Raw genomic sequence first — 26849 nt, forward strand, 5'->3', positions numbered from 1 at the left:
TTCCATCATGCTTCCCCCATGTTTGTATCTATTTTCTCTTATATCAATCTTCGGACTTTCGTTACAAGTTTGTTATCAATAATGGTAATAACAGCATCAGCAAGCCCAACAAATAATCCATTATCCACCACACCAGGTATAAGGTTCAGATTTTCCTCTAATTCTTTTGGATGATTAATTTCTTGAAAACTGCTGTCTATAATAAAGTTACCGTTATCGGTAAGAAAAGGATTCCCATCCTTTTCCCGCAGCTTTGGATTGCCTCCAAGCTCTCGAATGTACTTCATGGTCATCTCATATCCAAATGGGACCACTTCTATCGGCAGTGGAAAAGTTCCTAATGTATCTACATTTTTATGGGAGTCTGAAACGACAATAAAAGTTTTAGCTGCTTTCGCGATTATTTTCTCTCTTAAAAGGGCTCCGCCTCCTCCTTTAATAAGGTCTAAATCTCGATTCACTTCATCCGCACCATCTATGGCTAGATCAATATGATCAATTTCATTTAATGAAACAATTGGGATTCCTACATCTATTGCTAATTTTTCCGTTTGTTTAGACGTAGGTATTCCTTTAATAGAAAATCCTTGTTGAACTAATTTCCCAAGCTTAGAAATGGTATAAAATACAGTGGAGCCAGTTCCAAGTCCAACTACCATTCCTTCTTTCACATAATCTACAGCTTTTTCTCCGACTTCTTTTTTTTCATTCAAGGCCATTTGCCCCTTTCACTTAAAGATCTGGAGATTCATTTTTTAATTTAACCATTGTTTCTTAATTTGCTCTTGTGCGAAATGCAAAATTTGTTCTTCAGGTGTGTCCTTTTTAACAATTACATTAGTTAAATAATATTTTCCTTTATAATTTAATTTCACAGTCACTTCTATCATTTGTTTCACCCCTATCCATTTTTCAATTAAATATTTTAATATAACATTTATATACCAAGGAACTTTAAATAATTTCGTTTACTTTATGTAACCTATAATATCTTCTGAATAAATTATCATCAAGTAAAATATCTCGAATTAAAGATATTTATTTTTTTACAGTATGGTTATGAGATTTATTATAGCTTTCTCCAGTTACAAGATTTTAATGGTAAGAGATTGCCCACAAACTCTTAAGGGAAAAATTTATAATACCTCAGTTCATGTATGGCGTATTGGTTGCCGTTATTCGTTTTTTGGCATGAGTCTAAATATTTCTCATAAAATGTACAAGAGTCTAATCGCTATCTCTATTGTTTCCGGGGTTTCATTAATCGTGTTTGGTATATATTTGGGATACCAAGGGATTCATGCACTCTAGGGTTACGCTTCATCTTGTCTTTTTTGACGTTCCCATGGATATGCATTTCGTTAAGTCCTTGTCCCTCCATTCATATAGTAAACATATACGGATGAGTGATGAACAGTATTACATAGGAGGAGAATATGTTTATTTTTATTGAAATAGCCGTTTTGGGAATGGCATTAATAAGAGTACTTTCAGGAAGTATTGAAATACTTGCAGCTATACTCATGATTAAGTTTAATTCAGTTGAAAAGGCACTTTTAGTTAATAGTTCTTTAGCACTCGTTGGCCCTATTATTCTCATCTTAACGACTACAATTGGTGTTCTGGGATTGACTGGGAATATTTCATTTACCAAAATAGTCTGGATTTTCATCGGAGTTGGCTGTATTTTTATCGGTGTAAAATCATAATCTTCCGTTTAAGTTTCTTTATAGGTTAGAAAATAAAGGAATGACAGGAAAAAACATTGATCAAAAAGAAGGTCTTAAAATTAAGTATTTTAATTTCTTCAATTCTTGAGGAAATTATTTTCATGCGAGTTGTACATGAAGTCTAATGTCATTTACTGCATTTGTTATTAGCATTTATTGTCTGTTCATTATAGAGGATTGCCATCCCGGTCCGTTCAGCATACTGGGTTCAGCAACAAAAAAATAATCCCCCATCATTCCTTGATTCGGAACAAACGGGGGACGATCACCTAGTATTCTTTTTAGACATAAAATACCTCTCTTTCTTCTTCGTTTAAACTCTCTCTAATTGCCTCTTCCCACCATCGAAAGTCATCCGGAATAAGATCTTTCATGAGTTTTAACCGTTCATTCGCAAGCTTTGCCTTTCTTAATGTTTCTTCCTCTTCCATTCCACAACAGATTTGATAAATATCATCAAAGTGAGCGAGTGACATTTCCATCACCTTCTTTCATAGTTCTGATGAATTATTTGAATCTTTGCACTCCCTTCTTTACGTTCATTATATGATGATTAATGCGACAAAATCGTTCTTAATTTTGTCAATATTTTGAATTATCAAGGCGGTATCTCTCATAGTAACCGTACCTTAAATGTAGGCGTGGTGATGTTTACAAACAACTATAAAAATAATTTAACATTTATAAGTTCCTCCATCTTATTTACCCCAACTTCATGTATCATTGAATTCCCTTCATTAGCAAAGTAAAAAAAACAAACTCCCTTCTTAATTGTCAAAAAATTCATCTGTAAAACGGAGTTTTTCGAACACCCCATTATAGGAATAATTTATTATTTTAAATACCTTTAGGTAAATTTTTTAAATAAAAACAAAAGGGATGGGGGATATCTTTATTTGATTAATCCACGAATTATAGTGTGGTAAAATAGGAAAATAACTTGTTAACGGAGGGTTCTATGATTTGGTTTTTGCTGCTTGTCGTTCTGTTTGCTTTTTTGATGGGATTTTTCCAGGTTCCCATCTGGATCATGTATGGCGTATTGGTTGCCGTGCTTGTTTTTATCATGTTTCGAAACCCACTTTTATTTGGTAAGGATGCCGAAAAGATGATGGCGTACTTAAAAAAATCAAAATCGCCTTATTTGCAATTCCTTTACCATTTTCTTCACGGGTACCTCTCGGAAGCGGAACAAGCGATGGGGAAAATCCGTTCCAAAAAATCAAAACGAAACTCCGAATTGATGCTCTTGATGGAGCGGAAGCAATACGGAAAGGCAAAAGAACTTCTTACACAAATGGGTGGACATAAGACAAAGTGGTACGTTTTGTCGGATATCGCCATTAATGAAGGCGACATAGAAGCATTCAAACAAAATAAAGAGAAGATAACAGACACCTTTTTTTTGAAAATGTTAGACGTCGATCAAGCTGTTAATGATGGGAAAAAGGAAGAGGCGGTTGCGCTGCTCGATAACATGATTCCAAAGCTTAGAGGTTATAAATTACTGACAGCCGTCCAGTATCGAAAGCAAATACTTGAAGGAAGAGTCTGACCCAAAATACCGATGGGTAACGCCCGAAATCTTATGATTTCGGGCTTTTATTTAATGGATTCGAAATGGTAAGGGTTGAATAAAAGTGGGCCTATATGTGATTTTTTAATCTCTTTTCCATCAGTTCTGCCATTTGTTTCGAATTTGAATTTCCTTCATTTTGTAATTTATCTATGATGTTAATATAATCCGTTTCATTTCGGTTCTGACTTAATTTATATGCAGCCTGGATTTCTTCCACTTTAATTTTAAAACCAACAATACCTTTTATTTGATTTTCTAATAGTTCAGGAGAAAGTTTGTCCCATAAAACAGGATTTTTACGATTTTCTTCATATTTTTCCAGCATTATTGTTAATTCTTCTATTAATTCATCTTTCTCTAAAATGCTTGCTTTACCATATACATGGACGGCTTGATAATTCCATGTTGGAACTTCTTCATGCCCATACCAAGAAGAGGAAATGTAAGCGTTCGGTCCCTGAAACATAACAAGCACATCTTCACAGGTTTCAAATGTTCTCCACTGAGGATTTCCATAAGCCATATGCCCAGTAATATAGTAATCATCACCTTTTTTATTTAACCCCAAAGGCAAATGAGTGGCAATTGGTTTCCCTTGTTCTGTTGTGACAATCGTGCCAAAAGAGTTATTTTGAACAAAATCCCAAATTTCATCAACATTTGTGACCTTAAAATATTTTGGAATATACATAATAATCCGCCCTTCATAAAAAGTTATATGAGTGTTTTGGTCATTATTAAGTCCGTTTGTTCTTCATCACCCATATAAAACGAGTGGGCTCCAGTTTGAACAAACCCCATTTTCTTATAAAAAGCAATAGCATTTTCATTTTTTCCCCATACGCCTAGCCAGATTTTCTTTTTATTACGTTCCATCGCAATCTCCATAGCTTTATTTAGCAGATATTTACCAATCCCATGTTTTTGAAATTTGTTCTTTATATAAATCCTCTCGATTTCAAGTGATTCATCACCCATTTCTTCAGACTGAGCATCATTAGTATTGACCTTTAAATATCCAGCGACTTCATTATTAAAATAAACAAAAAAGAATTGCGAAGAAATATTGGATAATTCTTTTTCTAATTGTTTTAAGTTAAATGCCCTTTCCAAATAGGCATTCATATTTTCGGGTGAATTCTGATGCTTAAATGTCTCATTAAATGTTTCATAACTAATTTCTTGAAGTTTGAGTGAATCTTCAAGGGTACACTTTTTAATATTTATAGTCATTTAAATATGTCGCTCCTTTATATAATCAATAATTTCTCTTGTTTCCCTTTTTTACAAATTCCCAGTCTTTTTCTATATTTTTTCTTACTCTTTGAAGAAGATTGAAAATGGTTTCTACTTCTCTTTCGGAAAATCCCTCTAATGCAACGCTATTGGAATAATCATTTTCTCTTTTTATAAAAGGATAAACATTTTTCCCTTTCTCTGTTGGAAAGAGCTTTTTTATTTTTTTGTTATGTTGATCTTCTTTCTTTTCAATAAAGCCATTCATTTCAAGTTTTTGTATCGCACGAGCTGCTGTTGTTCGATCTACTTTTATCATCTCAGCTAACTTTTCTTGAATGATTCCTGGGTTTTCACATATTCGCACCAGGTACAAATACTGCCCTTTTGTAAGATCATATTCTTTAAATTCTATATTACTTATAGAATCTAATGCCCTTGCTATCATTCCAATTTCACGAAGAATTTCCTTCATAATTAACTCCTTAACCCATACTTTTTGTTGCATTTACTATAAAATTGATATAAATTAAATTTAACCTAATTTTATTGCATTTGCAACAAAATAATGATAGACAATTAATTTAAAAGGACTGATAAAAATGAATGCAAAAAGAGCAACGATTGATGAAAATTTAAGGGTAGCATTTGCAATAAGGAAAGAAGTATTTGTGAAAGAACAAGGCGTACCACTAGAAGATGAATTTGATCAATTTGATACACTGAATGGACTTTGCGAACACATATTAGTCCATTACAATGAACAACCAGTCGGAACGGGAAGGATAAGGTTTATTGATGGAGTAGGTAAATTGGAAAGAATCTGCATCCTCGAACCTTATCGTAAATTTGGACTTGGAAAAATCATTATTAAAGCGTTAGAAGAAATCGCGGAAGAACGGGGAGCCTCGCAGGTTAAATTACATGGACAAACACAGGCGGAAGGTTTTTATAAAAAACTTGGTTATCGTACTTCATCTAATATCTTTAAGGAAGATGGTATCCCACATATTCTAATGCTCAAAGAATTGTCTAGTAAATAATGATAAAGAGGTCGAGTAAAGTGAAATATGTTTTTTATGTATTAGGAATTTTAATATTAACCCTTGGTATTTCTTTCACTATTCAATCAGACCTTGGAACTTCACCTTTTGATGCACTTTTGGTAGGACTGTCCATAAATGTGGGGCTTACTGTGGGAAGTTGGGAAATAATAATGGCTTTACTATTGATAGGTTTTAATTCATTTCTAAAAAGACAAAGACCAGAAGTTTTGGGGTTGTTATCAGCATTTATAACGGGTATTGGTATTGATATGTGGCTTTTTTTATTGCAAAATTTGATAACACCTGAACTATGGTACAGCAAAGTTGTTTGTTTTGGAATCGGCTTAGTTGTTATCGGGTTAGGAACTGCAACATATTTACACACAAATTTTGCACCGATTCCAGTTGACCGATTAACCTTAATCATACAAGAATTAACTAGAACAAATATATTTTTTTCGAAAACGTTCATTTACCTCGTATTCTTGATAATGGCAATGTTTTTAAATGGACCAATTGGCGTTGGGACTTTATTAACCGTTTGTTTAGGGGGGCTAATACTTAATTACTTTATGCCATTTACTGAAAAAGTATTATCCCGCATATTAACACACTCAAGTACATCACCAAATTATGATAAAGATGAAAACCATTCAATATAGGATGGTTTTTGTTGTTCTTGTTCCACTAACCAGCCCTTTGTTGAATAAAAAATGCCAACCAATACAAGGCTGACTCAATGCATGATGTAGCGGTATGAAAGAGGCCGACTGCCATTTCATTTTACCACGGTCACGTATTGTCAGTTTGAATCATCTCCTTCAATACCATTATACACAAACAAACGTTCCGTATGTAATTAAATTTAAAGACCTACTTTTCAGCGGTCTTTTGAAGAAGGTATAAGGAATTTAAAGTATTACCCCTGAAAAATCCCCTTTTAATACTTCTTTTTCATTCTGATTTTTACATAAAAAGGATGCCATAATAGTTGTTCTATTATTTTCTTGCATTTCGTATTTTTCAATTTTCACTTTACAAATTATTGTATCTCCCGTAAACACAGGTCTTAAAAACTCAAAATTCATAGTACGAGCCAACACGTTTGCATCGCCGCCTACTTTTGTTGGCAAGGTTGCCGTTAATAACCCTTGAACGACAAGTCTTCCCTGTTCATCTGGGGTTGTATGATGAATTCCTTCATCACCTGAAATCTCTGTAAATAATTCAACATCCCTTACTGTAAAAGTCCGTTCAAACGTAATAATATCTCCTACTTTTAATGGCATATAATTCTCCCTCCCGAAGGTTTTATACTGTATGGTTAATAATAATCGAATATTACATTTAGTTATGTGAGGAAATCTTGAGGTTTCCAATCTTTCGGCTTTATGTTCTCATTCATCCAATTCTTTTGTGGTGTTTGGTATGGGGTGGAGGCGATGAAATGATTATTGTGCCAGCTTGCTGCTCCGGAACGAATCATTTCATCGAGCAGGATTGGAATAAATTCTTCTGGCTGAAGCTGAAAAGAATAACGTGCAAAATCATGGAACCAACCACACTTTAGTAGGTAGTTATCGATTTCTTCTTTTGCCAATCCATTTTTTATGATTAATGTGAATGAAAAAATCCTCTTGCAGGCATGCCAAGCAATTTTTTCTGGCATCCTGAGCCACTTTTCAAACCGTTTCCTTGCTGCATCAATGGCCGACATAGGATTCTCCATATTAGGTCCATGTCCTGAATATGCCTGCCTGATCCGGAGCATCGACAACCGATCCAAACTTTCCATCGATCGTTGGATAGATGAAACACCCTCTCGAAAGATATTTACCCATCCGATATCATTTTTGTGAAAGAGATCTCCGCAAATTAATATCTCTTCTTCTGGTTCATATAAAGAAATATGCCCTAACGTATGTCCCGGTGTGTGCAAGACTTTCAAGGTTCTACTTCCTGTGTTAATCCCATCGTTATCTCTGAGCTCTGTGTCGACTCGATAAGGTTTTACAGGCTGATCTAACCATTCTGCACTACAGGCTTCAGAGTCACAGGAATTAATTAAATCGGCGTCCCATTTGTGAGCAGCAATCGTAATACCATAATTTTTTTGAAGATGAAAATTGCCTCCTACATGGTCACTATGGTAGTGCGTGTTCACAATAAGGTGTAATTCTTCTGGTGAAACGCCGGCTTCTTTAATTAATTGCTCTGTTTCTTTCGCATCACTCCCAAAACCAGTATCAATAAGGATCGGGAGCTGATCCTTGATAAGGATCATATTTGCACTTGGAAATTTTCTTTCAAAGAAAATTGTATTGGATTTTTTCATAGGCTATCCCTCCTTATATTTCAATGACTAAACAAAAGCTTCTTCTCAATTTAGATGTGACATATATTCAAATGCTGTTGTTCCATATACGCTTTTAAAGTGTTTATTCAAATGGGTTAAATCAACAAAACCACATTCAGTTACGGCTGCATATATATCTCTATTTTTTTCTATTAACTGCTTTGCACGTTCTATCTTGCAGTTAAGAAAGTATTGGTATGGTGAAATTCCAGTATGAGCCTTAAAGAATCTTATAAACTGGAACTTAGATAAATTAAGCTCTTTACATATCTCGTCAAGTTTAAGTACATATTCTAGGTTACTATGAATCATATCCTTTGCTTTTCTAATTAGAGCGTTATCTTTCTTATAACCTGTTGAAAGATTCGTTTGCATAAGGCTATCTGTAAGGGAAACGAGTAATTCACTGCACAAAGCCTCATCTTTTTCGCTTAATATGGAATTGGAAAGACTTAATATTCTTTGTTCAAGTCTATAATCATAGACAATCGGTGTTGAAAAACGTACTATATCCTTTTTCTCCATAACCTCTAATAGCAATTGCGGATCAATATATAACATGACATAATCAAGTCCTGCCTCATGATCATGTGCCATTCCGTCATGTGCCTGTTCTGGATTAAAAAGCATAACACCATTTTGATAAGATAATAGTAAGCTGCCATCCAGGTTATATTGTTGGATACCACGCAATGTTACCCCTATTGCATACTCCTGGTGAGAATGCTTTTTATATGTAAAATTAGTAATACTTGCTGACAACGCAGTAACACCTGCCGATTTTTTATAGATAAATTTATCCATTAAATTCACCTCTTTTGTAGCTTTCCTACAACCATATCATGATTCCAGAATAAGCTAAAAATAACGCCATCATTATATTAACAATCTTACTATGATTCTGTAAAAACTTCTTGAAGATGGTACAGAAAAGAACCCATGTAATAAATGCCAAAAATCCAATAAGAGTTATAGCGAAAACACTTATAGTCACCTCAGGCATTGCGGTATAGTACGGCATAATAAAGCTAGGAATGACAGTCATTGTAAATAGGACCACCTTTGGATTTAAAAACTGCATAAGGAAGCCTGACCTAAAGGTACCAGTTTCGTTTACAACTGGTTTTGACGAATCCCTTTTGCATATTTGATAAGCGAGATAGAAGATATATAAGCTTCCGATGATCTGCATAACAATTAATATTTTTGGTATGATCTCTATAAGGACAGTATTCAACATAGCAGAAATAACAAGTAATATACCAAAAGCAATCGTTGCACCATACGTATATTCCATTGCCTTTTTTGTCCCAAAATGATGCACTGTGGATAATATGACGATATTAGTAGGCCTGGTGTAAAAGTAACAATAATACAGTAAATTAAAAAAGATGTAATATTCATGAGGAAAACTCCTTTCTAGTATTCTCATAGAATTATACATCTAGGAATTAAATCGCTTATAGTATATTATTGCATGATTATATAAAACTCCTGTAAAGTTAACTCTACAAATTTAGCCTTAATTTAAAAATTCTCTTCTTATTAAACCTGACCTGTTTGGGCACTTTAGAAATTAAAGAAGCTTTTCTAATTCAAGTTTATGCCGTGTACATTCCAACTGTTCAGGTTAGACCACAGTATCCTTGAGCAAGTACCTCCCCTTCATCTAGCTTCATAAAAGATCTTTCTCGCCATACTCATCCCTCTTCACCTGCCGTAAGGTCTAGTTTAAATCTACCTGGAATAGGTCTTCCGGCAGGAAACGATTCGGTGATTGCCTATGCTTTGGTGCGCAATTTTTACTCTCATAAAAGGAATCAATTTCTTCTACGGTCTGTAAGGAGTCATTTCCCAGTTTTTCAGAATCCCAACCACATAACTCAGCTTTCGCTTGTTATTGGCACAAGCAATATTCATCGCTTTTAAAATCACACCTTTCGGTTGTAAAAAGATAGAATGATCTAACCAAGATAGTAACCGTTGTTTGGCATTCACGTTCGAAAAACCAAATCCATTGTTGTCCCAAAACTCAACAATTTCTTTCACATCTTTTTGATTATTCTGTAATGGATTCTCGATGACTGGATTTTCCTCTATATTTGTATGAAAAGGTTCTTGTTGTTGTTTTTAACTACTTTATTATTATTTCCTTTTTCTTTTTGTCCCCGTATCGTATAACGAGGCGTGAACGGATCATCTAATTCTTCGCACTCAGTATCGATATATGTATCTTTTTCTTCTTCTTCAATCATATCATTGCTGTTAAACATGTCTTCTTGTCCACAAAAAGATTCAAATAAGCTGAGAATTTCCTGTTTATCAATGGATTCCGAAACATAAAGGATAAGCGAGAGATCCTCGATATCTTTTAATTCCGAATAAATACAATCCATAACCGGTTTCCCGCCTTTATGGAGGTTGTATTTCCCCCAGTTTTTAATCGCGAGCTCTCTCGTTTCCGGATTGTAACGAATCACCTTGTGGAGCTCGATGAATCGTTCAATTAACGCATGAACACTTTCAATCGAATACCCCAAGTCAAAAGCCATTTGTTTTTTGGTAATTTTATAGATGCCAATTTGGGTCGTATGTGGATTGGTAAGAAGATACAGATAAAAGTATTTGTCCTCGGGGCTCATCTCTTCTAAAACAACCGGATTCTTCCAAAAATCAGTACGCACCATTCTATATTTTGCCATCCTCGACCACTGCCTTTCTTCTAATAAAATTCCTTCATAATTGATATAGAATGAAATGATGAAAATGGTCATAGGTTTTTCAGATATAATGTGTAGATTTTATGACAAAATAATTTAGTGGTACCGATCACTTCCCTGTTACTATAAAAAGAATGGTATGATGTACTCTTTTCCCCAAACAAAAAAACATTCACAAACATTTAGAAAACAACATTTGTGAATGTTTAGTGTTATTAAAGAAGTATTTCTCCAGTCGAGGTTAAATCAATCGTGAGCAGCGGGACTGCGTGGTAATCGAACCCACCAGACCTGGTACGCAGGTCTCTGGCAGTTTTGAAGTTTGCTGGCTTCTGTTTTTCTAGTATCACTATGTACCCTCAAGTACTGATAAATCAAGCCTTTTTGCTTCCTAGTGTTTTCTGGTGATTTGTAATTTATAAAATTTGGGCACCAAAGCAACTATGCAGGAGGATCTCCAGTGATAATTTGTTGTTTATCAGCAACTAGCAATTGTTAAAGGAGGAAAACCATCCATATAGGGACCATCGTAAAAAGAGCAAGCAGTTTATTCCGCACTGTTTGCCCTTAATAAATATTTTTCTATTATAAAATAAATGAAGTTTGAGCACCTAAAAGTACACAGTGATGATTTAGAAATATCTAAGTAACTCGAATTCTACCAACTCTTCTATTTCGATTACGATCTTTATTATTCAGTGCTATTTGAGATTTAGGAATACCTGGAAATGACATGAGGCCAGCCTTAAACAGGGCATATCCGATAAAGGTAGCAAAGAACGTACTTCCGATCAGAAACCAGATGAGTCTTCTGCCAACATTGCGTAACATGATTTCACCTCTTTAACCTCTCATTGATGATAAATATGATGAAATCATCTTTTTTATGTCGTCTTATTCAACTCTGCCATCATTCTTCCTGCCCGAGAATTCTAGAGTTTTGCCGTAGATTTCTGAGTACTTCTTGAACCTTTTCGCTGAGATTTCCGAACGGACTGCATAAAAAAATCCACCTTTCTTAAGAATTTGGTGGATTTGAAACATTAGTACACCTAAAATCAGTCGCACTAGTACTATGTAATTTTTTAAAAAAATACTGGTGAATTTTTGCTTTCAACTAACTGTTTAAACAGTCGGAAAAACAGAGCTAATAAACAGTGGAAGCCCTTGATATTACTGGGTTTAATTGGCGGGACTGCGTGGGAATCGAACCCACCAGACCTGGCACGCAGTTCTCAGGCAGTTTTGAAGACTGTGGAGGACACCAGTGGTCAAATCAGCTTCAAATTTCCCAGTAATATCAAGGGGCCTCGGCAGTCTCTTGATAGGTTTTTAGACCGTTTTCCCTAAACCTCTACAGTCTTCATTTTAGAATAAATATTTACTTAAGACAATTTAAAATATTATCCAAAAGCTCAATTTATTAATATCTCATGCTGGAGTTTATACTTTTTTAAAAGTCACTAATACGTGATTTAATTATAGTATCTTGTACTTAATTTTATGAACAGACCGCTTTTCTGAATCACATCAGCGGCTGCACTAAACAAGAAAATTTTTTGTAAATTTTTTTAAAATTTTAAAAGACTCGGATGTAAAGATCATTTTCCAGTTGGACCAACATACTGAGCCTAAAACCTTTACAATAGTAGCTATCACAAAGAACTAGAGTGGCTTGCCAAAAAGAGAAATCTGAACTTCCGTCAGTTAATTAAGCTTCATAGTTACTACCCCTTCTTCCTTATAATTCGATAACGTTTTCAATCATTTTGTTACTTTGCACTAACTGAAACTTCAGAAAATTTATATTAAATTTCTGAACAACTAAAGTAGTAGAGAAACTTTCTTTGTTGTTCAGTAAGAATTATACAAAAACAGGTTGTTCTTCCTCTTCTAATAAGCGCCTTTTGATTTCTTCTCCATTGACATATTTTTGTGATACTCCTGTTTCTATTGCAGCGTTCGCAACAGCTGCTGCTACATTAGCCACTACTCGCCGGTCAAATGGATCTGGAATCACATAATCCGCGTGAAGGTCTTCATCTGAAATCAATCCAGCAATGGCATAAACAGCAGCAAGTTTCATTTCCTCATTAATTGCTTTTGCACGAACGTCTAAAGCACCACGGAAAATGCCAGGGAATGCGAGGACGTTATTCACCTGATTGGGGAAATCAGAGCGTCCAGTTCCTACTACGAGTGCCCCCGCTTTTTTTGCCTCTTCCGGCATAATCTCAGGTATCGGATTGGCCATGGCAAAAATAATAGGATTCTGATTCATAGAACAAACCATTTCCTCCGTAACAATACCTGCAGCAGATACCCCCACAAACACATCAGCCCCAACAAGAGCATCTGCTAATACACCTTGTTTTTGTTCGCTATTGGTGATGCATGCCATTTCCTCTTTAAATTGATTCATTCCAAACGGGCGGCCTTTATAAATGATTCCTTTGGTATCACATAAAATGACATCTTTTACACCCATTTGAAGAAGCAGCTTAACAATCGCCACCCCTGCAGCACCCGCCCCGTTTGCTACAACACGAATGTCTTCAATCTTTTTTTCAGCTAATTTTAAAGCATTGATTAACCCAGCAGCAGTTACAATGGCTGTTCCGTGCTGGTCATCGTGGAAAATAGGGATATTACAAACTTTTCGTAATCGATCTTCAATTTCAAAGCAATGCGGTGCTGCAATGTCTTCTAAGTTCACTCCGCCAAATGTCGGCTCCAATAAAGTAACGACCTCCACAATCTTGTCCGGGTCCGTTGTATCTAAGCAAATCGGGAATGCATCGACACCCGCAAACGATTTGAATAACAAAGCTTTTCCTTCCATGACCGGCATGGCCGCTTTCGGACCTATATTTCCAAGACCGAGTACTGCTGTTCCGTTCGAAACAACAGCTACCAGATTTCCCTTCATGGTATATTCATAGGCTTTGCTTTCATCTTCATAAATGTCCAAGCATGGCTCCGCTACACCTGGAGAATAAGCAAGACTTAAATCTTTTGCATTACGTACGGGAACTTTTGAATGAACACCAAGCTTTCCTCGATTTTCCTTGTGCATCTTTAATGCTTCTTTACGTAAAGTTGACATATAATGTCTCTCCTTAATTTAATAGATGTTTGTTTTAGTAAACAAATAGTTAAAAAATTCTCAGACCTCTGAGTAAGATCTTAAACAGTAGCTAAGCAACATAATGATCATTAAAGTAAACAACCTCGGAAAGAATCTTGCATCCTTGAATATTCTTGAAAGCTTCCCTTGCTTCTTTTTCTGTGTCAAATTCAAACATCGAAGTATTTTCCTTTGAATAGACTGTGATTACCCACATATAAAATTCCCCCAATAAAAGATTACTTTTCTCTTTTCCCATAGACTGATTGATAGTTTCTAATACTGTAGGTTTAATTTATATAAGGAACTACATAATCATACGTAAAAATACAAAACAAATTAAAATTTTCAAAATATATTTTGCATTACGTACGGGAACTTATGAATGAACATCAAGTTTCCCTTGATTTTCCTTGTCCATCTTTAATGCTTCTTCACGTAGTGTTAACATATCAAAGTCTCTCCTTTTGTAATACCGTGTTCCTTCTATCATATACCCTCTATAACTCCGTCAAATAAATAATATCAAGAAGGAAAACGCTTACAACTCGGCGAATATATACTTTGAGTTACTAATAAAAGTACACGGAGGGATGTCTTTTGATGAACTGCAAAAAATGTGAAAAAGAGTTTTATTTCCAAGTTACGGAAATGAATGTCCCTGGAGGCAGAGAGCGTGAGTATATAAATTGCCCCCATTGCGGTGAAACAAATGGTTCAGTTGTAACGAGCGGTGTCGTGTATATTCATAAAATTGAGGAAAACTCTAAGAATTAATTATCGATACTTTACTCGACAATTGGGCCCTTGAACATAGGGCTTTCTTTTATTTTTGTACAAATAAAAACGCCTCCCGTTAAGGTGACGCAATTGGTAAACGTTATTTAAATACATAATTAAGCGTAGGTGCCCTAATCGGCTTGAAGCTTTTATGTATCGGCTCATTAATCCACGCTTTATCCTCGTAGCAATAGCGTAAGAAAGCGCGCATAGTCCTGACGCGAATATTAACGGTTCCTGGTGTATAATTCATTTCTTCGATCATATACGTAATCCATCCGTCGAATAATTCGGTAGTCATTTCATCCGCGGATATCTCTTTTCCGATATACGTTTTAAAATAACCGAAATTATTATAATGCTCTTGTATCGTCCGTTTCGCCAGTCCTTCGCCCTTCTTTACAAGCATATACTCCTCAAACATCTCCGTTATAGTAAGCGAAAATTCAACCGGAACATGCCGTGGTTTTCGTCGAGTTAAACCTTTCCGCATCATAAATAAAAAATCCCCTTCCGCAAATATGGTAGCGTAAGAGGACGAACAGTTTTCGGCAACTATCAAAACAGTTTTACCCGTCAGCCTTAAACAGTCTTATAACGAGACTGGGCGGAAACTGTGAAAGTTAACGGATCAATCAACGGCAACAATCACCGAGTCAATCATCGTCAAACCCTTGCGGGAGTATAATCGTTGTCGGGACTGCGTGGGAATCGAACACACCAGACCTGGAACGCAGGTCTCAAGCAGTTTTGAAGTTAGAGGAAAGGTGTTATTTCTATTTATTATTAGTTATCATTGGTCATCTGGAATCCTTGATTATAAAGAGTCTTCTGCCAAATTTATATATTTTAGTTATCTCTAATTTTCAGTAGTTATTTTTAATTCGTGACCAAAATGTGACCAGTAAGTGACCAAGACCAAGATAGTGAAGATTGAGAAACACAGTACTTTTTCTTTTTACTTATAGTTACCGACCTTGGCTGCAAATCCTCCTTTTCAAAAGGATTTGCAGTTTTGAATATTATGTAGTTAAATAACCTGTTTCGAATGATAAAAAAATTAATTGAAAGGCATATTATTTTCCTTTCATACCAAACCCTTATATCCCTCCAAAATAAATTGATGAACAAAACCCCAGCAGACTTTTGTTCATCAATTTATTTTCAATAAGGGTGATTTCTTCTCCTTCTTTATTGCCAAGCACATCCCACCCTCATACTTTTACCAGCGACCATTTTAAATAATTGTTAATGTTATTACTCTGATGGTTGCTTTGACATCTATGATTTTCTAAAAGATTTTGATAATGGTAATCAAGATATAAAAATTTGCACTATAATACTTATTTTAAATAGAAAAAAGCTGACTATTCAAAAATAGCTCTCTTTTTATGATTTTACGCTTATGTATTTTTTCTAAAGATGTATCATTCCACTTTCTAGGGCAACAGCGACCGCTTTTGTTCTAGTGTTAACACCAAGTTTATTGTAAATATTCGTTAAATGTGCCTTAACGGTTCGTTCGGCAATACCCATATCAAAGGCTATATCTTTATTTCGGTATCCTTTGGCTGTTGCTTGTAAAATAAACAGTTGCTTTTCAGTTAGTTTATTGGCTTCAAAGGGAGCTATAACCTTGGATTTCTTTTCTTTAGCTCCAATTAGTTTGGCCATGATTTCTGGTTGTAATAATGTTTCACCCCTGATAGCAGATTCAATCGTTCGAAACAGATCTTCCCGGCCTGTATCGCAAGGGATGTGAAGTTTGCGGAAGACTGCGCAAACTTCATGATTTCCAATGGATGGTTTGAGGAACCGCCAAGTTCCGTTGATCGGCGAGTATTATCTTAGTGAAACTTCACCATAACTGCGATTTTACGAAGTACACAAAACCCCTTGAGCACCAAGGGGTTTTAACTCGCGTTCTTATCAATTATCCATGCAAGTACATATTGCTGAATTAGCGTCTTAGTGCTAAATTAATTTTCTACATTTTACGAATATTCTAACCATTAAATATAATTTACCTATCTTTTTAAAAAATTATAGAATGTTTCCTCCTATACTTGGAACAATACCATTGTATTTACGTAGAAAGGTGGGTAATTAGAAATGGATATTCAAAAATTAGCCGATCATGAGTCATTGGATCTACATGAAGTTATTAATTTTAAAACCCTTTGCTTAGCGAAATCAAAACTAATGCAAGGACTGGTATTTGATCATGATTTGAGAGCATTAATGCAAAAAGATGTTGAACAATCCATGCAAGCGCTTGGAGAATTACAGGCAATTTATCAACGTGCACCTTTTGAAGCTCCTGTTCCTCAAAACCGGCCAACACCAATAATAAATTGAAAAGGTGGCAAATTCATTGAATCATGACTATTTAGACCCTATAAACTCACTACACGTACCAGAGCTAGCAGATACCACATTTGCGATGGATTTACTTCTTCGTGCCAAAGAAGGTGTTCGCAATATTGCTGTCGCATTAACGGAGTCCCCATCACCTGATGTTAGAACCCTCTTACGAAACCAGTTAATGCAAGGGATTGCCATGCACCAAGAAATTACAGAACTAATGATTAATAAAAAATGGTTCCATCCATACGAACTAAGTGAACAATATCAATTAGACCAACTCTCCGCCAACAATACATTGATGATTGGCAAAATGAATCTATTTCCTGTTGAGACCAATAGAAAGGGTATGTTTGACCGGACACCTGATGAACACTAACACTGGAGGCTGTATAGCATGAAGGCAGTAACGTATCAAGGTATTAAAAATGTTGTAGTCAAAGAAGTTCCAGATCCAAAGATTGAAAAACCAGATGACATGATTATTAAAGTAACGAGTACAGCCATATGTGGGTCTGATTTACATTTAATTCATGGCATGATTCCTAACCTGCAAGAAAACTATGTTATTGGCCATGAACCAATGGGAATCGTCGAAGAAGTTGGTCCAGGTGTGACTAAGCTAAAAAAGGGAGATCGAGTAATTATCCCCTTTAATATAGCATGCGGTGAATGCTATTACTGTAAAAACCATTTGGAAAGCCAATGTGATAATTCTAATGATAATGGTGATATGGGTGCCTATTTCGGATATTCTGGTACGACGGGTGGCTATCCAGGTGGGCAAGCTGAATATTTAAGAGTGCCGTTTGCTAACTTTACTCATTTCAAAATTCCAGAGACTTGTGAAGAACCAGATGAAAAGTTAGCAGTTATTGCCGATGCGATGTCTACTGGTTTTTGGAGTGTTGACAATGCAGGCGTAAAGGATGGAGATACAGTTATTGTTCTTGGCTGTGGTCCGGTTGGTCTTTTTGCTCAAAAATTCTGTTGGCTAAAAGGAGCAAAGCGTGTCATTGCCGTAGATTATGTAGACTATCGTTTGCAACACGCCAAACGTACCAACAAAGTTGAAATTGTAAATTTCGAACACTTTGAAAATGTGGGAATGCATTTGAAAGAAATGACGAAAGGCGGCGCTGATGTTGTCATTGATGCAGTTGGTATGGACGGTAAAATGACTGATATAGAATTCCTTGCGAGCGGAATGAAGCTTCAAGGCGGAGCATTCAGTGCGTTTATCATGGCTTCACAAGCAGTGCGTAAAGGCGGGACCATCCAAGTTACAGGCGTTTACGGTGGCAGATATAATGGATTCCCAATGGGAGATATTATGAACCGAAACGTCAATATCCGCTCTGGGCAAGCACCTGTGATTCACTATATGCCATATATGTTTGAATTAGTTTCGACCGGAAAAATTGATCCAGGAGATGTCGTGAGTCATGTACTTCCACTTAGTGAAGCAAAGCGTGGGTATGAGATTTTTGACACAAAAATGGATGATTGTATAAAAGTCGTGTTGAAACCTTGAGGAAGGAGGTATAAAAAATGAACTACGCCTTACATGAAGTTCTTGAGGTCCATGAGATGGCTGCATTTAAGACCACTTGTTTGACTAAGTCCAAAACGATGAAAGGGTTAGTTACAGATCAGCAATTAAAAGATATTATGCAGCGAGACATTGATGTATCTACGAGACAATTACAAGAATATGCTTCTATCCTTTCCAACGCTAAGCAGTAAATTAGGAGATGAATGAACATGAATCCAATCATTGAAAATTTAACTGGCATGAACGCACTATCGGATCAAGTGGTTACAATGGATTTATTGATTTCAGCTAAAAGTGGAGTTAGAAATTATGCCATGGCAGTTACGGAAACAGGAACGCCCGAAATTAAAGAAATGCTCACTCGCCATTTAATGGAAGCTCTTGATATGCATGAACAAATTTCCTCATATATGACAGAAAAAGGATGGTATCATGCTTGGGATACAAACGAACAAATCAATTTAGATTTAAATAATATCAATACAGCATTGAACTTACCCACTCTATAAAAATAAAATAGGAGCAGTTTAGCATTACCAACCTAAACTGTTCCTAATAAACCATTTATATTTAAATGATGTAAATATACGATTTCCCTCCTTTTGCGACCACCATTTTCTTTTACAATTACAAATTTGATGTCTTTTCTTTTATGAATAGAGCTATATTAAGCTAATTAAGACCTATTGGCTCCATGCTTACCCGTTCAAATTTCACAAAAAAATGAACCAACTATTTTTTATTATCAAATGGTAGGAGCAGGAAATTCATCAATTTTCATACGAAGTAAACTATAAGGTTTTTGTCGCAGGTCTTTTCCATAATGAAATCTTGCCTGCCGATGTAATTGGTTCACAATGACATATAAGTATTCATCCGGACCAATCGAAAAAGTATCCGGCCATAAAATTCTCGGATCATGTGCGATGGTTTCCATTGTGCCATTTGGCAATATCTTTCGAATACTATTGTTCTCATAATCTCCAGCATAAACGGCACCTTTTGCATCTGTAATCATTCCATCAGACGCACCTTTTTCTCCCCAATACTCCACATGATAAAGTAAATCCATGTCCGGTATATTTCTGTCTCTCAGGGCTTCTGTTGAGATCGAGAACAGATGACGACTTGTTAGTGGACAAAAAAATAATACCTTTCCATCAGGAGAAATCGCAATACCGTCAGACGCCAATCTAAATGGAGAAGTCCCGCCATCTTTATTTCGATTCATCAACACTTTTCCTTCTACTTTCGGTATAAAATAGGGATCGGGTGAAGTTGAATTTGCTCCATTTAACCGTCTAAACGCGTTTCCATTTTCTAAATCTACGACGATAATAGCTCCTGGTCCTTTGGAAGAAGAATCCGTTATATAGGCATAACCTGCATTTCCAACACGAAAATCAAATCGGACATCATTCAGGTAAGTTGTTGGCAGGACAACATCTTCTGTAAAGGTATATACTCTTCTAATTGTATTGGTTTTTAAATCAACAGCGACTAATTTTGCCCCACCTTTAATAGGTTCAGAAAAATTGGGTGCCGCTGTATCTAATACCCAAAGCGTTCCCCTTCCATCAGCAACTACACTTTGGACACTGATGAAAGTCATTGTGATATTCTCGGGGTTAACCAAATTGTTTTGTAAATTAGGATAAGGCTGCAATTTATCCTCAACAATTTCCGCCACCGTAAATTTAACATCGTCTCCCCATTTCGGAAAACAAATGAAAATACGACCAGTTTCCGAAACACTAACACCTGTAGGCATAGTACCATAAAATGCATAAACTAGTTCTAACTTACCGAAATATTTTTCAATAGGTAGCATAGGTTTCATGATATCCTCCTCAACCCTTTAAACGGGATATCACCTATATATGATTTATATTTTTTCTAGTGCATGTTTCTTAATAAGTTTTTCTATACGAAAAGATGATGGAATTGATTGTTTTCGAAATTTAAAAAGTCTGTCAGGCGAAACTGCGTATGCTTTAAAAGCAAATGACAAGATGAAGAAATTCAGGTATTAAACAGCAGCATCATCTGGTTCCCAGCTTCGCACTAAAGTATATACCCTTTTGATAAATACCACTCCCCCCTGTAAAGAATATCTGTATTTCGATATTTTTTCACCTACAGGGGTGGGGTATTTTCATAGTCAGTAACCCACATAACCTAAAAGTATATATCCCTCCAGCCTGTTTTCGATGGATAATTAAGACCAACAAAAAACATTCCTTCAATGAAAAGTGCTATAAATAAATGTTCTTCCCTTACATATTAGCAGCTTGTACTTAGCTTGATTTACAACATCTTCAACAGCGTTTGGTTTCTTTGTTTAGTTGACAGCCATGTTTGTGGAAGACCTCCAAAACTGATCCACATATGTCGGACCATCAAATTAAATATTTACCACACTGACCACCCTATCCCTCCCATTCAAAAATTTCCTCTTGTAATAAAAATCCACTTTCCTCGCAATCTAAAACTTTTATATAAAAATAAGGGGAACACCCGTTTAAAATGTACCCTTTGTAAAGGACATTTAAAAAAGGGTTAGGCAGGTATATGGAACTCGAGAAGATCATCAATTTCAATATGACAAGGAAAATGACGAGGTTACATGCCCTGCAGACTTGCATCTTTAAAAGCGTCCCACATCGCAAAAAAGTAAACACATGGATAAAACATAAGCCATTGATATTTTGTATGGTCAATGGCGTTTTCAATTCACCGTTAAAACTAAGCATGATTAATTCATTAAAATGAGAGCGGACATTAATCACAAATTCTAATGAAATAAAAAGAATCCCTTTGAGGTATTTCCCATTAAGTAATTGACCAAACCCTGGAAGGGCTATACTCCATAATAATTTTTCTTTTGGATTCACATTTGTCTAACCTTTTTCTTTTGGATTTTAAAAAATAAATGTTAAATTATTACTGAATTTGGAAAGGGTTACTCATCGTTGGCTAACAAATTTCTATCAACTGCAAATGGTGGTTGTTCCATCCAACCGTTTTCTATCATTATTTTTGCTGCTTCTTCAACAAATTGTGCTATAGTCATTAATGACTTTGTATACATGAGTCCAATATCGTGTCTACCGTCTACAGCCGCAGAGTTTCCATAAGCCCTAATTTTCATGGAAAACATATCCGCCTTATGGTATAACATTATTTTATCCGAAAAAGGAGAAAATGTTGATTTGGTGACCAAATGATCAAGAAATGATGGTGTAGGTAAATCTTCTTTATGTAGTTTTGCCATGTAGGTTTCAATGTGTTTATGAGTAAAATCCTTGCCTTTTAAAAACAAATTTCGTATCTTTTCAGATTTAACCACTTGACTAAATGCCATTATCAGTGCTTTGCTTGTCACATTATTTTCAATATTATCGTAAAGATGGGTAATTTCTAATGCATGTAAGGGTCTTACATCTCCAAAAAAACCATTTAAAAATTGGTGCTTTACAAATTCAACTTTGTCGGGAACGGGAATAATAGGTGGTTTAATGATTAAACCTTTATTCATTAATATTTCTTTGATTTGTTTCATCAAGGCCATCGTGGAATCCATACAATAAATAAAAAACTCTTCTACATCCCTCCTATAAACAAGTGGTATAGCAACGTTATAAATACTCATTCCCGCTTTTGCAGCATACCTTAAATAGTGTACATAATATTCATCTTGAAATAACCGAGGGGCACCAAGATTAACGTCTTCTTGTTCCGAAAAACCTTTTGGTATTGGGAAATCTTCTTTCTTGAAAATCTCTTCCGTGGTTTTTAAGAACTCTGTGCTTAATTTTAATGCGTTTTCTAATAATGCTTTAATATCTTCATCCTCAACATGTTGAAGGTAATACTTTATAATGCATTTTGCCATGCTGTTTCCCATATAAGTCGCCCACAGTTTCGCCATTTCGGCTGCGGTTAGTTCTTCTTTTAGGTCTGATTTTGTAGAACCAACTTTAATTGGTTTGATCGTGTCCATAGAAAAATCTCCCTTTTATTGTTTTGCATAGTATTTTCCTTCAATCGAAATCATATTCTGCCTAAAATTTTTCGTAAAATTGTCTTTCACTTTATTCAACTAAACCGCCACGTTATTCGAATAGGAAAAAGGCTGCCGCAACAGCCTTACTTTCTTGAATTCAAGCACCCATTAGCCACCCATGAAGCGCAAAAATAAACGCTTCACCACAGAGAATGAAAATGGTTTTAAACCGTCAATACTGATTCTACGGCTGGGAGATGAAGGTCGATGAACTATGGTGCGTTAGAGCCCATCCGTTAGTCTGACTCCAACGACCACGGTGCACAACTGACTGTCGCTCCCTTACGGGAAGTACACATGGTAGATTAATCCTATTCAGGTTGCTGCACCAGCCTCCAATATATTGTGAGCCGTAGAAAGGATGTTTTCAATGGAAGTTGTCATTGAAAGAGCATGCGGTATGGATGTCCATAAGGACAATATTATTGCCTGTATTTCGACACCCGAAGGAAAGAAGATTCAAACGTTCTCTACTAAAACTGTATTTCTTTTACAGTTTGTTGACTGGATTAAACAACATAATTGTACCCATGTCGCCATGGAGAGCACGAGTGTTTATTAAAAGCCTATTGTGAATTTACAAGAAGCTGAGAATATTGAGTTTTTAGTGGTGAATGCCCAACATATGAAGGCAGTTCCAGGACGAAAGACAGATGTGAAGGATGCAGAATGGATTGCCAAACTTCTTCGCCATGGACTACTTAAAGCCCGTTATATCCCTGACCGAAATCATTGCGTGAACTCGTTCGCTATCGTAGAAGTATTATTCAAGGAGCGTGATAACCGAATCTAAAAGGTGTTAGAAGGCGCGAATATTAAGTTGGGGTCGGTTGTTTCAGATGTGTTGGGTGTTTCAGCACGAGATATGCTTGATGCCATTGCCGATGGTGAAGAGGACCCTGAAAAACTAGCAAACTTTGCACGCCGCACTATGAAAAAAAAGAAAGAAGAAATAGAACCCGCCCTAAAAGGCTATATCAATTCACATCAACGCCTTCATAAAATTGACCGTTTGGCAGATCAACAAGAGACTTACCTAATATTGTTCATGAATTACAAGAGAAAAACATCGGTGTTGTATTCATCATGGAACAGATCCACTTTTCAACTCCGGCTGGAAAGCTCATGTTTACCCATGATGGGGGCTATTGCTGAATTCGAGCGCGATCTCATCAATGAACGGACCAAAGAAGGGCGAGAACGAGCGAAAGCACAAGGGAAACACTTAGGAAGAAAAGGACAGGACACTACAAAGACGGTAGTATTTACGGACCAGGCTTAACGGATTTTCCTTATTAAGAAGGCGACTATGTAACGATTGTTGTCCGCTATTTGACTAATAAAGAAGTTGAAGATGATCTATATTATCATGGACATATAACACAATTAGAGGAAGAAAGAGTAGGTTTTTGGGCCGTTTTAGATGATGACACCGATCAGGAAGAATTTTTCCACTTTGGAGATATAGAGGCCGTGTTTGATGGAGATAAAATTCCCTTCTTGGGTGGCTGGACTAAACGTATTAAACGTAAAGAATAGTTGCGTTTAATAACAAAGCCTACTCAATTATGTTGGAGAAAGGCACTCAACAAAATTAGATTCAGTTTTTTGGGTAGTTCTGCGAATAAAAAGACAGAGGTGCCCCTGCCACACTTGTTTTAAAAATTGAATAAATCCTATCTGTTTCCTTGGATAGAATTTAACATTCTGATTATGATAAGACTATAGATACTTGTAAAAATGTCACTCCCAATGCCAAACCATGCTATAAATTCTAAGGTTTTTTCCTCTTTTTTAAACAACAGTAATAACCCCCTTTCCATACTTTCTGCAGAAGCAATAAATAACTATGTTCTATTCCCTGGTGAAGTATTCTCGTTTAATAAAGTGGTTGGAAAAAGAACTGCAGAAAAACGATATAGACCTGCAACAGTGATTATTAAAGGAGAATTTTCCGAAGATATTGGCGGTGGAATTTGTCAAGTATCTACCCCCTTTTCAATGCTGTCGATAATGCGGGAATAAATGTGATTCAACGCTCCTCACGCAGCAGGGAAGTTTCATACGTTCCTCCTGGACGAGATGCCACAGTGAGGTGGAATGGGCCTGATTTAATTTTTAAAAATAATTACAACCAGCCTATCCTCATTCAGTCGAAAACCTAGAGGACAGATTGTTAGTTAATGTTTATTCTTCTGATGTCATTACTTATAGACCTAAAAATGTTCCATCTCTTCCAATGGATCGAAATTACATACCCAAGTGAGGTTACTCACTTGGGTTTTTATTGAAAATTTAATCTTTGAATTGTTAAGAAGGATATCTCACCACTACATGTAACACGGCCTCTTCATCACCGATATTCTTATAAAGATGTTTACTTGCAGCTTCAAACTTAATGGAATCAAACTGTTTGAGTTGGTATACCCTCTCCTCTACTTTAAAGCTGATATTTCCCCTCATTACCGTCACAAATTCCATTGCTCCTTTATGATGCGGCTCCGGCGAGTACATGGCTTGCGGTTCAAGAAATGCTCGATATATTTCCATTGTTGGTCCATCTGTATTCCGAAAAACTGTCTCTACTCTCCATGTTTGGTCTGGCCCATAAATCATAAAGCCCTCTCCACATCTCGAAAGATCGACATGATCGTCCATTACTAAAATTCTTGTTAAAGGGATCGATAACCCTTCTGTAATTTTCCATACAACTCCTAATGTGGGATTCGTTTCTCCCCTTTCAATCTTTCCTAACGTGAGCTTGCTAACACCTGTTTTTTCGGCAAGCTCCTCGAGGCTAAATTTTTGTTCGCTTCTAATTTTCCGAAGCAGCCCGCCCATTTGTTGAATTAATTTTCTTGTTTGTTCATCTTCTAATCCCTTCATTCGGTCCTCCATATTTTTTGTATATTTTTATATACATTTAATCAGTTTTAATATAGTATACTATACTGTAGCCTATTTTAGGAGTGAGTACTTTGTGGAAGAAGAATATTGTTGAATTTCCCCGATTATTATCGATTGGAAATATTTCAAATGGTTTTGTGGCCTGGCTATTCGGCGCAACTGGACCATTACTGATTGTTTTACAAGCAGCTTCGAAAGGCCACTTATCTGATTCAGCGATTACATCCTGGATCTTTGCTATTTATGGAATTGGAGGATTGCTATCGATTGGTCTCTCCTTTTATTACCGCCAGCCGATTGGATATGCTTTTTCGATTCCTGGTGCAATTCTTGTCGGAGCATCCTTATCTCATTACACATTTAGCCAGGTAGTTGGTGCCTATCTCATGACAGGCATCGTCATTTTTCTTTTAGGAATATCTGGAATGATCGATAAATTAATGAAGGTCCTTCCTATGCCAGTCATGATGGGAATGGTTTCCGGCGTCCTTCTTCCTTTTGGTACAGATATGTTTCGTTCTGTTCTCGACAATCCCTTGTTAAATGGAATTCCTTTTCTAGTATTTCTTGTTCTTTCTTTTTTTGGAAAGCTGTCAAAAAAATTCCCTCCCATTGTTGGGGCTATTCTCACATCTATTGTTTTATTAAAAGTATTACCAGGAATTCAAGTTCATGGTGTATCATTTTCTTTGGCGGTACCGCACGTGGTCTTTCCTTCCTTTAATCTATCTGTGATGGGAGAACTGGTTATTCCGTTAGTGCTTACGGTCATCGCAATACAAAATGCTCAAGGAATTGCTGTTCTGGAGAGTTCGAATTATCTCCCGCCCATTAATTCTATGACGAGTTGGAGCGGGATTGGATCGATTCTCAATGGATTTATGGGCGGCCATTCTGCTTGTATTGCCGGTCCAATGACTGCCTTATTAGCAAGTAAAGAATCTGGATTGAAAGAAAATCGTTATGCCGCTGCAATCGTATTAGGAATTTTGTCATGTTTATTAGCTGTTTTTGCTCCAATGGCGGCAGCCGTTCCCCATTTGATTCCCTCCTCATTAATTAAAATGCTGGGCGGGCTGGCCATGATTAATGTCCTGATTGACTCTTTGAAGACGAGCTTTTCAGGGCGTTTTAAAACAGGTGCTTTATTTTCATTTTTGATTACGATTTCTGGAATTTCTCTCTTTCATATCGGGGCACCTTTTTGGGGATTGGTTGGAGGAACCTTAGCTTCCTTCTTCTTAGATCGAACAGATTTAAAACCTTCTGCTTCACAGGATCAAACAACTCAATCGGTTTAATAGTCACAAAAAATGGCTTGGAGTTTCCTCCAAGCCATTTATTCCCCTTTAGTAATATCTGCCAAAATTTCATAAGAACGAA

Annotated in this window: 33 protein-coding genes and 4 pseudogenes; 16 read left to right on the forward strand and 21 right to left on the reverse strand. The window is 36.2% G+C overall.

Annotated elements, in window-relative coordinates; all coding sequences use genetic code 11:
* Positions 1 to 38: 38 nt before the first annotated feature.
* Both rpiA and COE25_RS08345 read right to left on the reverse strand, forming a co-directional pair.
* On the reverse strand, positions 39 to 713 hold the full coding sequence (rpiA, locus tag COE25_RS08340; protein ID WP_180247447.1) for a ribose-5-phosphate isomerase RpiA: 675 nt from the start codon (positions 711 to 713) through the stop codon (positions 39 to 41).
* Between the two features lie 42 nt (positions 714 to 755).
* Positions 756 to 890, reverse strand: coding sequence for a BA3454 family stress response protein (locus COE25_RS08345; RefSeq protein ID WP_098932274.1), 135 nt, complete (start codon positions 888 to 890; stop codon positions 756 to 758).
* Positions 891 to 1436: 546 nt separating this feature from the next.
* On the opposite strand from COE25_RS08345, the gene COE25_RS08350 reads away from it, so the two are divergent.
* Complete coding sequence (locus COE25_RS08350; RefSeq protein WP_088086614.1) at positions 1437 to 1709, forward strand: YqhV family protein; 273 nt, start codon at positions 1437 to 1439, stop codon at positions 1707 to 1709.
* A 302-nt stretch (positions 1710 to 2011) separates the two neighbouring features.
* Here COE25_RS08350 and COE25_RS08355 read toward each other — a convergent pair whose 3' ends face one another.
* Positions 2012 to 2206 (reverse strand): hypothetical protein, encoded by a 195-nt coding sequence (locus tag COE25_RS08355; RefSeq protein ID WP_257208734.1) that lies wholly within the window; start codon positions 2204 to 2206, stop codon positions 2012 to 2014.
* 482 nt (positions 2207 to 2688) lie between these two features.
* Between COE25_RS08355 and COE25_RS08360 the strand changes: the two genes are divergently transcribed.
* Complete coding sequence (locus tag COE25_RS08360; RefSeq protein WP_098932276.1) at positions 2689 to 3285, forward strand: hypothetical protein; 597 nt, start codon at positions 2689 to 2691, stop codon at positions 3283 to 3285.
* A 91-nt stretch (positions 3286 to 3376) separates the two neighbouring features.
* Here COE25_RS08360 and COE25_RS08365 read toward each other — a convergent pair whose 3' ends face one another.
* From COE25_RS08365 to COE25_RS08375, 3 genes are read right to left on the reverse strand one after another with little or no spacing between them, the layout of a single operon-like run.
* Positions 3377 to 4000 carry an FMN-binding negative transcriptional regulator gene (locus tag COE25_RS08365; protein WP_098932277.1) on the reverse strand — a complete coding sequence of 208 codons (624 nt, stop codon included), beginning with the start codon at positions 3998 to 4000 and terminating at the stop codon, positions 3377 to 3379.
* A 23-nt stretch (positions 4001 to 4023) separates the two neighbouring features.
* The gene (paiA, locus tag COE25_RS08370; RefSeq protein ID WP_088086608.1) at positions 4024 to 4542 is read right to left on the reverse strand and encodes a spermidine/spermine N(1)-acetyltransferase; all 519 of its coding nucleotides are present in this window, start codon (positions 4540 to 4542) and stop codon (positions 4024 to 4026) included.
* 25 nt (positions 4543 to 4567) lie between these two features.
* Positions 4568 to 5020: a MarR family winged helix-turn-helix transcriptional regulator gene (locus tag COE25_RS08375; protein ID WP_088086607.1), complete on the reverse strand. Its 453-nt coding sequence runs from the start codon at positions 5018 to 5020 to the stop codon at positions 4568 to 4570.
* A 127-nt stretch (positions 5021 to 5147) separates the two neighbouring features.
* On the opposite strand from COE25_RS08375, the gene COE25_RS08380 reads away from it, so the two are divergent.
* Both COE25_RS08380 and COE25_RS08385 read left to right on the forward strand, forming a co-directional pair.
* Positions 5148 to 5588 carry a GNAT family N-acetyltransferase gene (locus tag COE25_RS08380; protein WP_098932278.1) on the forward strand — a complete coding sequence of 147 codons (441 nt, stop codon included), beginning with the start codon at positions 5148 to 5150 and terminating at the stop codon, positions 5586 to 5588.
* A gap of 20 nt (positions 5589 to 5608) precedes the next feature.
* Positions 5609 to 6253, forward strand: coding sequence for a YczE/YyaS/YitT family protein (locus COE25_RS08385; protein ID WP_098932279.1), 645 nt, complete (start codon positions 5609 to 5611; stop codon positions 6251 to 6253).
* Positions 6254 to 6502: 249 nt separating this feature from the next.
* Here the strand turns inward: COE25_RS08385 and COE25_RS08390 are convergent, their stop codons facing one another.
* From COE25_RS08390 to COE25_RS30590, 9 genes and pseudogenes are all read right to left on the reverse strand, one after another.
* On the reverse strand, positions 6503 to 6880 hold the full coding sequence (locus COE25_RS08390) for a hotdog family protein (RefSeq protein ID WP_098932280.1): 378 nt from the start codon (positions 6878 to 6880) through the stop codon (positions 6503 to 6505).
* Between the two features lie 62 nt (positions 6881 to 6942).
* Positions 6943 to 7926, reverse strand: a complete 984-nt coding sequence (locus COE25_RS08395) for an MBL fold metallo-hydrolase (RefSeq protein WP_098932281.1) — start codon at positions 7924 to 7926, stop codon at positions 6943 to 6945.
* Between the two features lie 45 nt (positions 7927 to 7971).
* On the reverse strand, positions 7972 to 8751 hold the full coding sequence (locus COE25_RS08400) for an AraC family transcriptional regulator (RefSeq protein WP_098932282.1): 780 nt from the start codon (positions 8749 to 8751) through the stop codon (positions 7972 to 7974).
* Between the two features lie 25 nt (positions 8752 to 8776).
* Positions 8777 to 9351 (reverse strand): annotated as a pseudogene (locus tag COE25_RS08405) (LysE family translocator).
* Positions 9352 to 9777: 426 nt separating this feature from the next.
* Entirely contained in the window at positions 9778 to 9996 is a 219-nt protein-coding gene (locus tag COE25_RS31450; protein ID WP_257208735.1) for a DnaD domain protein, read from the reverse strand.
* A gap of 47 nt (positions 9997 to 10043) precedes the next feature.
* The gene (locus COE25_RS31455; RefSeq protein WP_257208736.1) at positions 10044 to 10649 is read right to left on the reverse strand and encodes a hypothetical protein; all 606 of its coding nucleotides are present in this window, start codon (positions 10647 to 10649) and stop codon (positions 10044 to 10046) included.
* A gap of 660 nt (positions 10650 to 11309) precedes the next feature.
* A complete protein-coding gene (locus COE25_RS08415) occupies positions 11310 to 11498 on the reverse strand; it encodes a hypothetical protein (protein ID WP_088086596.1) in 189 nt (62 codons plus the stop codon).
* Between the two features lie 1033 nt (positions 11499 to 12531).
* Positions 12532 to 13773, reverse strand: a complete 1242-nt coding sequence (ystJ, locus tag COE25_RS08420; RefSeq protein WP_098932283.1) for an NADP-dependent malic enzyme — start codon at positions 13771 to 13773, stop codon at positions 12532 to 12534.
* A gap of 91 nt (positions 13774 to 13864) precedes the next feature.
* Positions 13865 to 14011 carry a hypothetical protein gene (locus tag COE25_RS30590; protein ID WP_180247448.1) on the reverse strand — a complete coding sequence of 49 codons (147 nt, stop codon included), beginning with the start codon at positions 14009 to 14011 and terminating at the stop codon, positions 13865 to 13867.
* A 383-nt stretch (positions 14012 to 14394) separates the two neighbouring features.
* Here COE25_RS30590 and COE25_RS30595 point away from each other — a divergent pair, with 383 nt between their 5' ends.
* On the forward strand, positions 14395 to 14571 hold the full coding sequence (locus tag COE25_RS30595) for a hypothetical protein (RefSeq protein WP_180247431.1): 177 nt from the start codon (positions 14395 to 14397) through the stop codon (positions 14569 to 14571).
* A gap of 103 nt (positions 14572 to 14674) precedes the next feature.
* Here the strand turns inward: COE25_RS30595 and COE25_RS08425 are convergent, their stop codons facing one another.
* Both COE25_RS08425 and COE25_RS31460 read right to left on the reverse strand, forming a co-directional pair.
* Positions 14675 to 15070, reverse strand: coding sequence for a phage integrase SAM-like domain-containing protein (locus COE25_RS08425; RefSeq protein ID WP_257208737.1), 396 nt, complete (start codon positions 15068 to 15070; stop codon positions 14675 to 14677).
* Between the two features lie 920 nt (positions 15071 to 15990).
* Positions 15991 to 16323, reverse strand: a pseudogene (locus COE25_RS31460) (response regulator transcription factor); the annotation flags it as partial.
* A gap of 363 nt (positions 16324 to 16686) precedes the next feature.
* Between COE25_RS31460 and COE25_RS08435 the strand changes: the two are divergent.
* The 5 genes from COE25_RS08435 to COE25_RS08455 are packed head-to-tail and all read left to right on the forward strand — an operon-like array spanning position 16687 to position 19002.
* Positions 16687 to 16932, forward strand: a complete 246-nt coding sequence (locus COE25_RS08435; protein WP_024030851.1) for a hypothetical protein — start codon at positions 16687 to 16689, stop codon at positions 16930 to 16932.
* 16 nt (positions 16933 to 16948) lie between these two features.
* Complete coding sequence (locus COE25_RS08440; protein ID WP_098932285.1) at positions 16949 to 17317, forward strand: spore coat protein; 369 nt, start codon at positions 16949 to 16951, stop codon at positions 17315 to 17317.
* Positions 17318 to 17335: 18 nt separating this feature from the next.
* Complete coding sequence (locus COE25_RS08445; RefSeq protein WP_098932286.1) at positions 17336 to 18472, forward strand: zinc-dependent alcohol dehydrogenase; 1137 nt, start codon at positions 17336 to 17338, stop codon at positions 18470 to 18472.
* Between the two features lie 17 nt (positions 18473 to 18489).
* Positions 18490 to 18684, forward strand: coding sequence for a hypothetical protein (locus COE25_RS08450; RefSeq protein WP_088086585.1), 195 nt, complete (start codon positions 18490 to 18492; stop codon positions 18682 to 18684).
* Positions 18685 to 18702: 18 nt separating this feature from the next.
* The gene (locus COE25_RS08455) at positions 18703 to 19002 is read left to right on the forward strand and encodes a spore coat protein (RefSeq protein ID WP_098932287.1); all 300 of its coding nucleotides are present in this window, start codon (positions 18703 to 18705) and stop codon (positions 19000 to 19002) included.
* A gap of 236 nt (positions 19003 to 19238) precedes the next feature.
* Here COE25_RS08455 and COE25_RS08460 read toward each other — a convergent pair whose 3' ends face one another.
* The 3 genes and pseudogenes from COE25_RS08460 to COE25_RS08470 form a co-directional block, all read right to left on the reverse strand.
* A complete protein-coding gene (locus tag COE25_RS08460) occupies positions 19239 to 20333 on the reverse strand; it encodes an L-dopachrome tautomerase-related protein (RefSeq protein ID WP_098932288.1) in 1095 nt (364 codons plus the stop codon).
* An 800-nt stretch (positions 20334 to 21133) separates the two neighbouring features.
* Positions 21134 to 21387, reverse strand: a pseudogene (locus tag COE25_RS31465) (hypothetical protein); the annotation flags it as partial.
* Positions 21388 to 21455: 68 nt separating this feature from the next.
* Positions 21456 to 22496: a DUF3231 family protein gene (locus COE25_RS08470; protein ID WP_098932289.1), complete on the reverse strand. Its 1041-nt coding sequence runs from the start codon at positions 22494 to 22496 to the stop codon at positions 21456 to 21458.
* Between the two features lie 433 nt (positions 22497 to 22929).
* On the opposite strand from COE25_RS08470, the pseudogene COE25_RS32505 reads away from it, so the two are divergent.
* From COE25_RS32505 to COE25_RS32230, 5 genes and pseudogenes are all read left to right on the forward strand, one after another.
* Positions 22930 to 23556, forward strand: a pseudogene (locus COE25_RS32505) (IS110 family transposase); the annotation flags it as partial.
* Positions 23557 to 23607: 51 nt separating this feature from the next.
* Positions 23608 to 23841, forward strand: a complete 234-nt coding sequence (locus COE25_RS31475) for a recombinase family protein (RefSeq protein WP_257208743.1) — start codon at positions 23608 to 23610, stop codon at positions 23839 to 23841.
* A 50-nt stretch (positions 23842 to 23891) separates the two neighbouring features.
* On the forward strand, positions 23892 to 24098 hold the full coding sequence (locus COE25_RS08480; protein WP_098932290.1) for a hypothetical protein: 207 nt from the start codon (positions 23892 to 23894) through the stop codon (positions 24096 to 24098).
* Positions 24099 to 24311: 213 nt separating this feature from the next.
* Positions 24312 to 24584 carry a VanW family protein gene (locus tag COE25_RS32225; RefSeq protein WP_373605343.1) on the forward strand — a complete coding sequence of 91 codons (273 nt, stop codon included), beginning with the start codon at positions 24312 to 24314 and terminating at the stop codon, positions 24582 to 24584.
* A 2-nt stretch (positions 24585 to 24586) separates the two neighbouring features.
* The gene (locus COE25_RS32230; RefSeq protein ID WP_373605344.1) at positions 24587 to 24724 is read left to right on the forward strand and encodes a VanW family protein; all 138 of its coding nucleotides are present in this window, start codon (positions 24587 to 24589) and stop codon (positions 24722 to 24724) included.
* Positions 24725 to 24869: 145 nt separating this feature from the next.
* Here COE25_RS32230 and COE25_RS08490 read toward each other — a convergent pair whose 3' ends face one another.
* Positions 24870 to 25445, reverse strand: coding sequence for a helix-turn-helix domain-containing protein (locus COE25_RS08490; protein WP_098932291.1), 576 nt, complete (start codon positions 25443 to 25445; stop codon positions 24870 to 24872).
* A gap of 92 nt (positions 25446 to 25537) precedes the next feature.
* Here COE25_RS08490 and COE25_RS08495 point away from each other — a divergent pair, with 92 nt between their 5' ends.
* Complete coding sequence (locus COE25_RS08495) at positions 25538 to 26767, forward strand: benzoate/H(+) symporter BenE family transporter (RefSeq protein WP_180247451.1); 1230 nt, start codon at positions 25538 to 25540, stop codon at positions 26765 to 26767.
* Positions 26768 to 26849 lie beyond the last annotated feature (82 nt).

It is taken from the genome of Bacillus sp. AFS031507 (assembly GCF_002584635.1).
Lineage (GTDB): Bacteria > Bacillota > Bacilli > Bacillales > Cytobacillaceae > Neobacillus.

Bases quoted from the DNA above. Each gene is read 5' to 3' on its own strand.
- COE25_RS08455 (WP_098932287.1), top strand. From the start codon at position 18,703: ATGAATCCAATCATTGAAAATTTAACTGGCATGAACGCACTATCGGAT.
- COE25_RS08350 (WP_088086614.1), top strand. From the start codon at position 1,437: ATGTTTATTTTTATTGAAATAGCCGTTTTGGGAATGGCATTAATAAGA.
- ystJ (WP_098932283.1), bottom strand. From the start codon at position 13,773: ATGTCAACTTTACGTAAAGAAGCATTAAAGATGCACAAGGAAAATCGA.
- COE25_RS08450 (WP_088086585.1), top strand. From the start codon at position 18,490: ATGAACTACGCCTTACATGAAGTTCTTGAGGTCCATGAGATGGCTGCA.
- paiA (WP_088086608.1), bottom strand. From the start codon at position 4,542: ATGACTATAAATATTAAAAAGTGTACCCTTGAAGATTCACTCAAACTT.
- COE25_RS32225 (WP_373605343.1), top strand. From the start codon at position 24,312: ATGCCAAACCATGCTATAAATTCTAAGGTTTTTTCCTCTTTTTTAAAC.
- COE25_RS31475 (WP_257208743.1), top strand. From the start codon at position 23,608: ATGAATTACAAGAGAAAAACATCGGTGTTGTATTCATCATGGAACAGA.
- COE25_RS08375 (WP_088086607.1), bottom strand. From the start codon at position 5,020: ATGAAGGAAATTCTTCGTGAAATTGGAATGATAGCAAGGGCATTAGAT.
- COE25_RS08380 (WP_098932278.1), top strand. From the start codon at position 5,148: ATGAATGCAAAAAGAGCAACGATTGATGAAAATTTAAGGGTAGCATTT.
- COE25_RS08365 (WP_098932277.1), bottom strand. From the start codon at position 4,000: ATGTATATTCCAAAATATTTTAAGGTCACAAATGTTGATGAAATTTGG.
- COE25_RS08435 (WP_024030851.1), top strand. From the start codon at position 16,687: ATGGATATTCAAAAATTAGCCGATCATGAGTCATTGGATCTACATGAA.
- COE25_RS08360 (WP_098932276.1), top strand. From the start codon at position 2,689: ATGATTTGGTTTTTGCTGCTTGTCGTTCTGTTTGCTTTTTTGATGGGA.
- COE25_RS08400 (WP_098932282.1), bottom strand. From the start codon at position 8,751: ATGGATAAATTTATCTATAAAAAATCGGCAGGTGTTACTGCGTTGTCA.
- COE25_RS31455 (WP_257208736.1), bottom strand. From the start codon at position 10,649: ATGGCAAAATATAGAATGGTGCGTACTGATTTTTGGAAGAATCCGGTT.
- COE25_RS08390 (WP_098932280.1), bottom strand. From the start codon at position 6,880: ATGCCATTAAAAGTAGGAGATATTATTACGTTTGAACGGACTTTTACA.
- COE25_RS08460 (WP_098932288.1), bottom strand. From the start codon at position 20,333: ATGAAACCTATGCTACCTATTGAAAAATATTTCGGTAAGTTAGAACTA.
- COE25_RS08395 (WP_098932281.1), bottom strand. From the start codon at position 7,926: ATGAAAAAATCCAATACAATTTTCTTTGAAAGAAAATTTCCAAGTGCA.
- COE25_RS30590 (WP_180247448.1), bottom strand. From the start codon at position 14,011: ATGTGGGTAATCACAGTCTATTCAAAGGAAAATACTTCGATGTTTGAA.
- COE25_RS08345 (WP_098932274.1), bottom strand. From the start codon at position 890: ATGATAGAAGTGACTGTGAAATTAAATTATAAAGGAAAATATTATTTA.
- COE25_RS08355 (WP_257208734.1), bottom strand. From the start codon at position 2,206: ATGTCACTCGCTCACTTTGATGATATTTATCAAATCTGTTGTGGAATG.
- COE25_RS08470 (WP_098932289.1), bottom strand. From the start codon at position 22,496: ATGGACACGATCAAACCAATTAAAGTTGGTTCTACAAAATCAGACCTA.
- COE25_RS08445 (WP_098932286.1), top strand. From the start codon at position 17,336: ATGAAGGCAGTAACGTATCAAGGTATTAAAAATGTTGTAGTCAAAGAA.
- COE25_RS08490 (WP_098932291.1), bottom strand. From the start codon at position 25,445: ATGAAGGGATTAGAAGATGAACAAACAAGAAAATTAATTCAACAAATG.
- COE25_RS08415 (WP_088086596.1), bottom strand. From the start codon at position 11,498: ATGTTACGCAATGTTGGCAGAAGACTCATCTGGTTTCTGATCGGAAGT.
- COE25_RS08425 (WP_257208737.1), bottom strand. From the start codon at position 15,070: ATGATGCGGAAAGGTTTAACTCGACGAAAACCACGGCATGTTCCGGTT.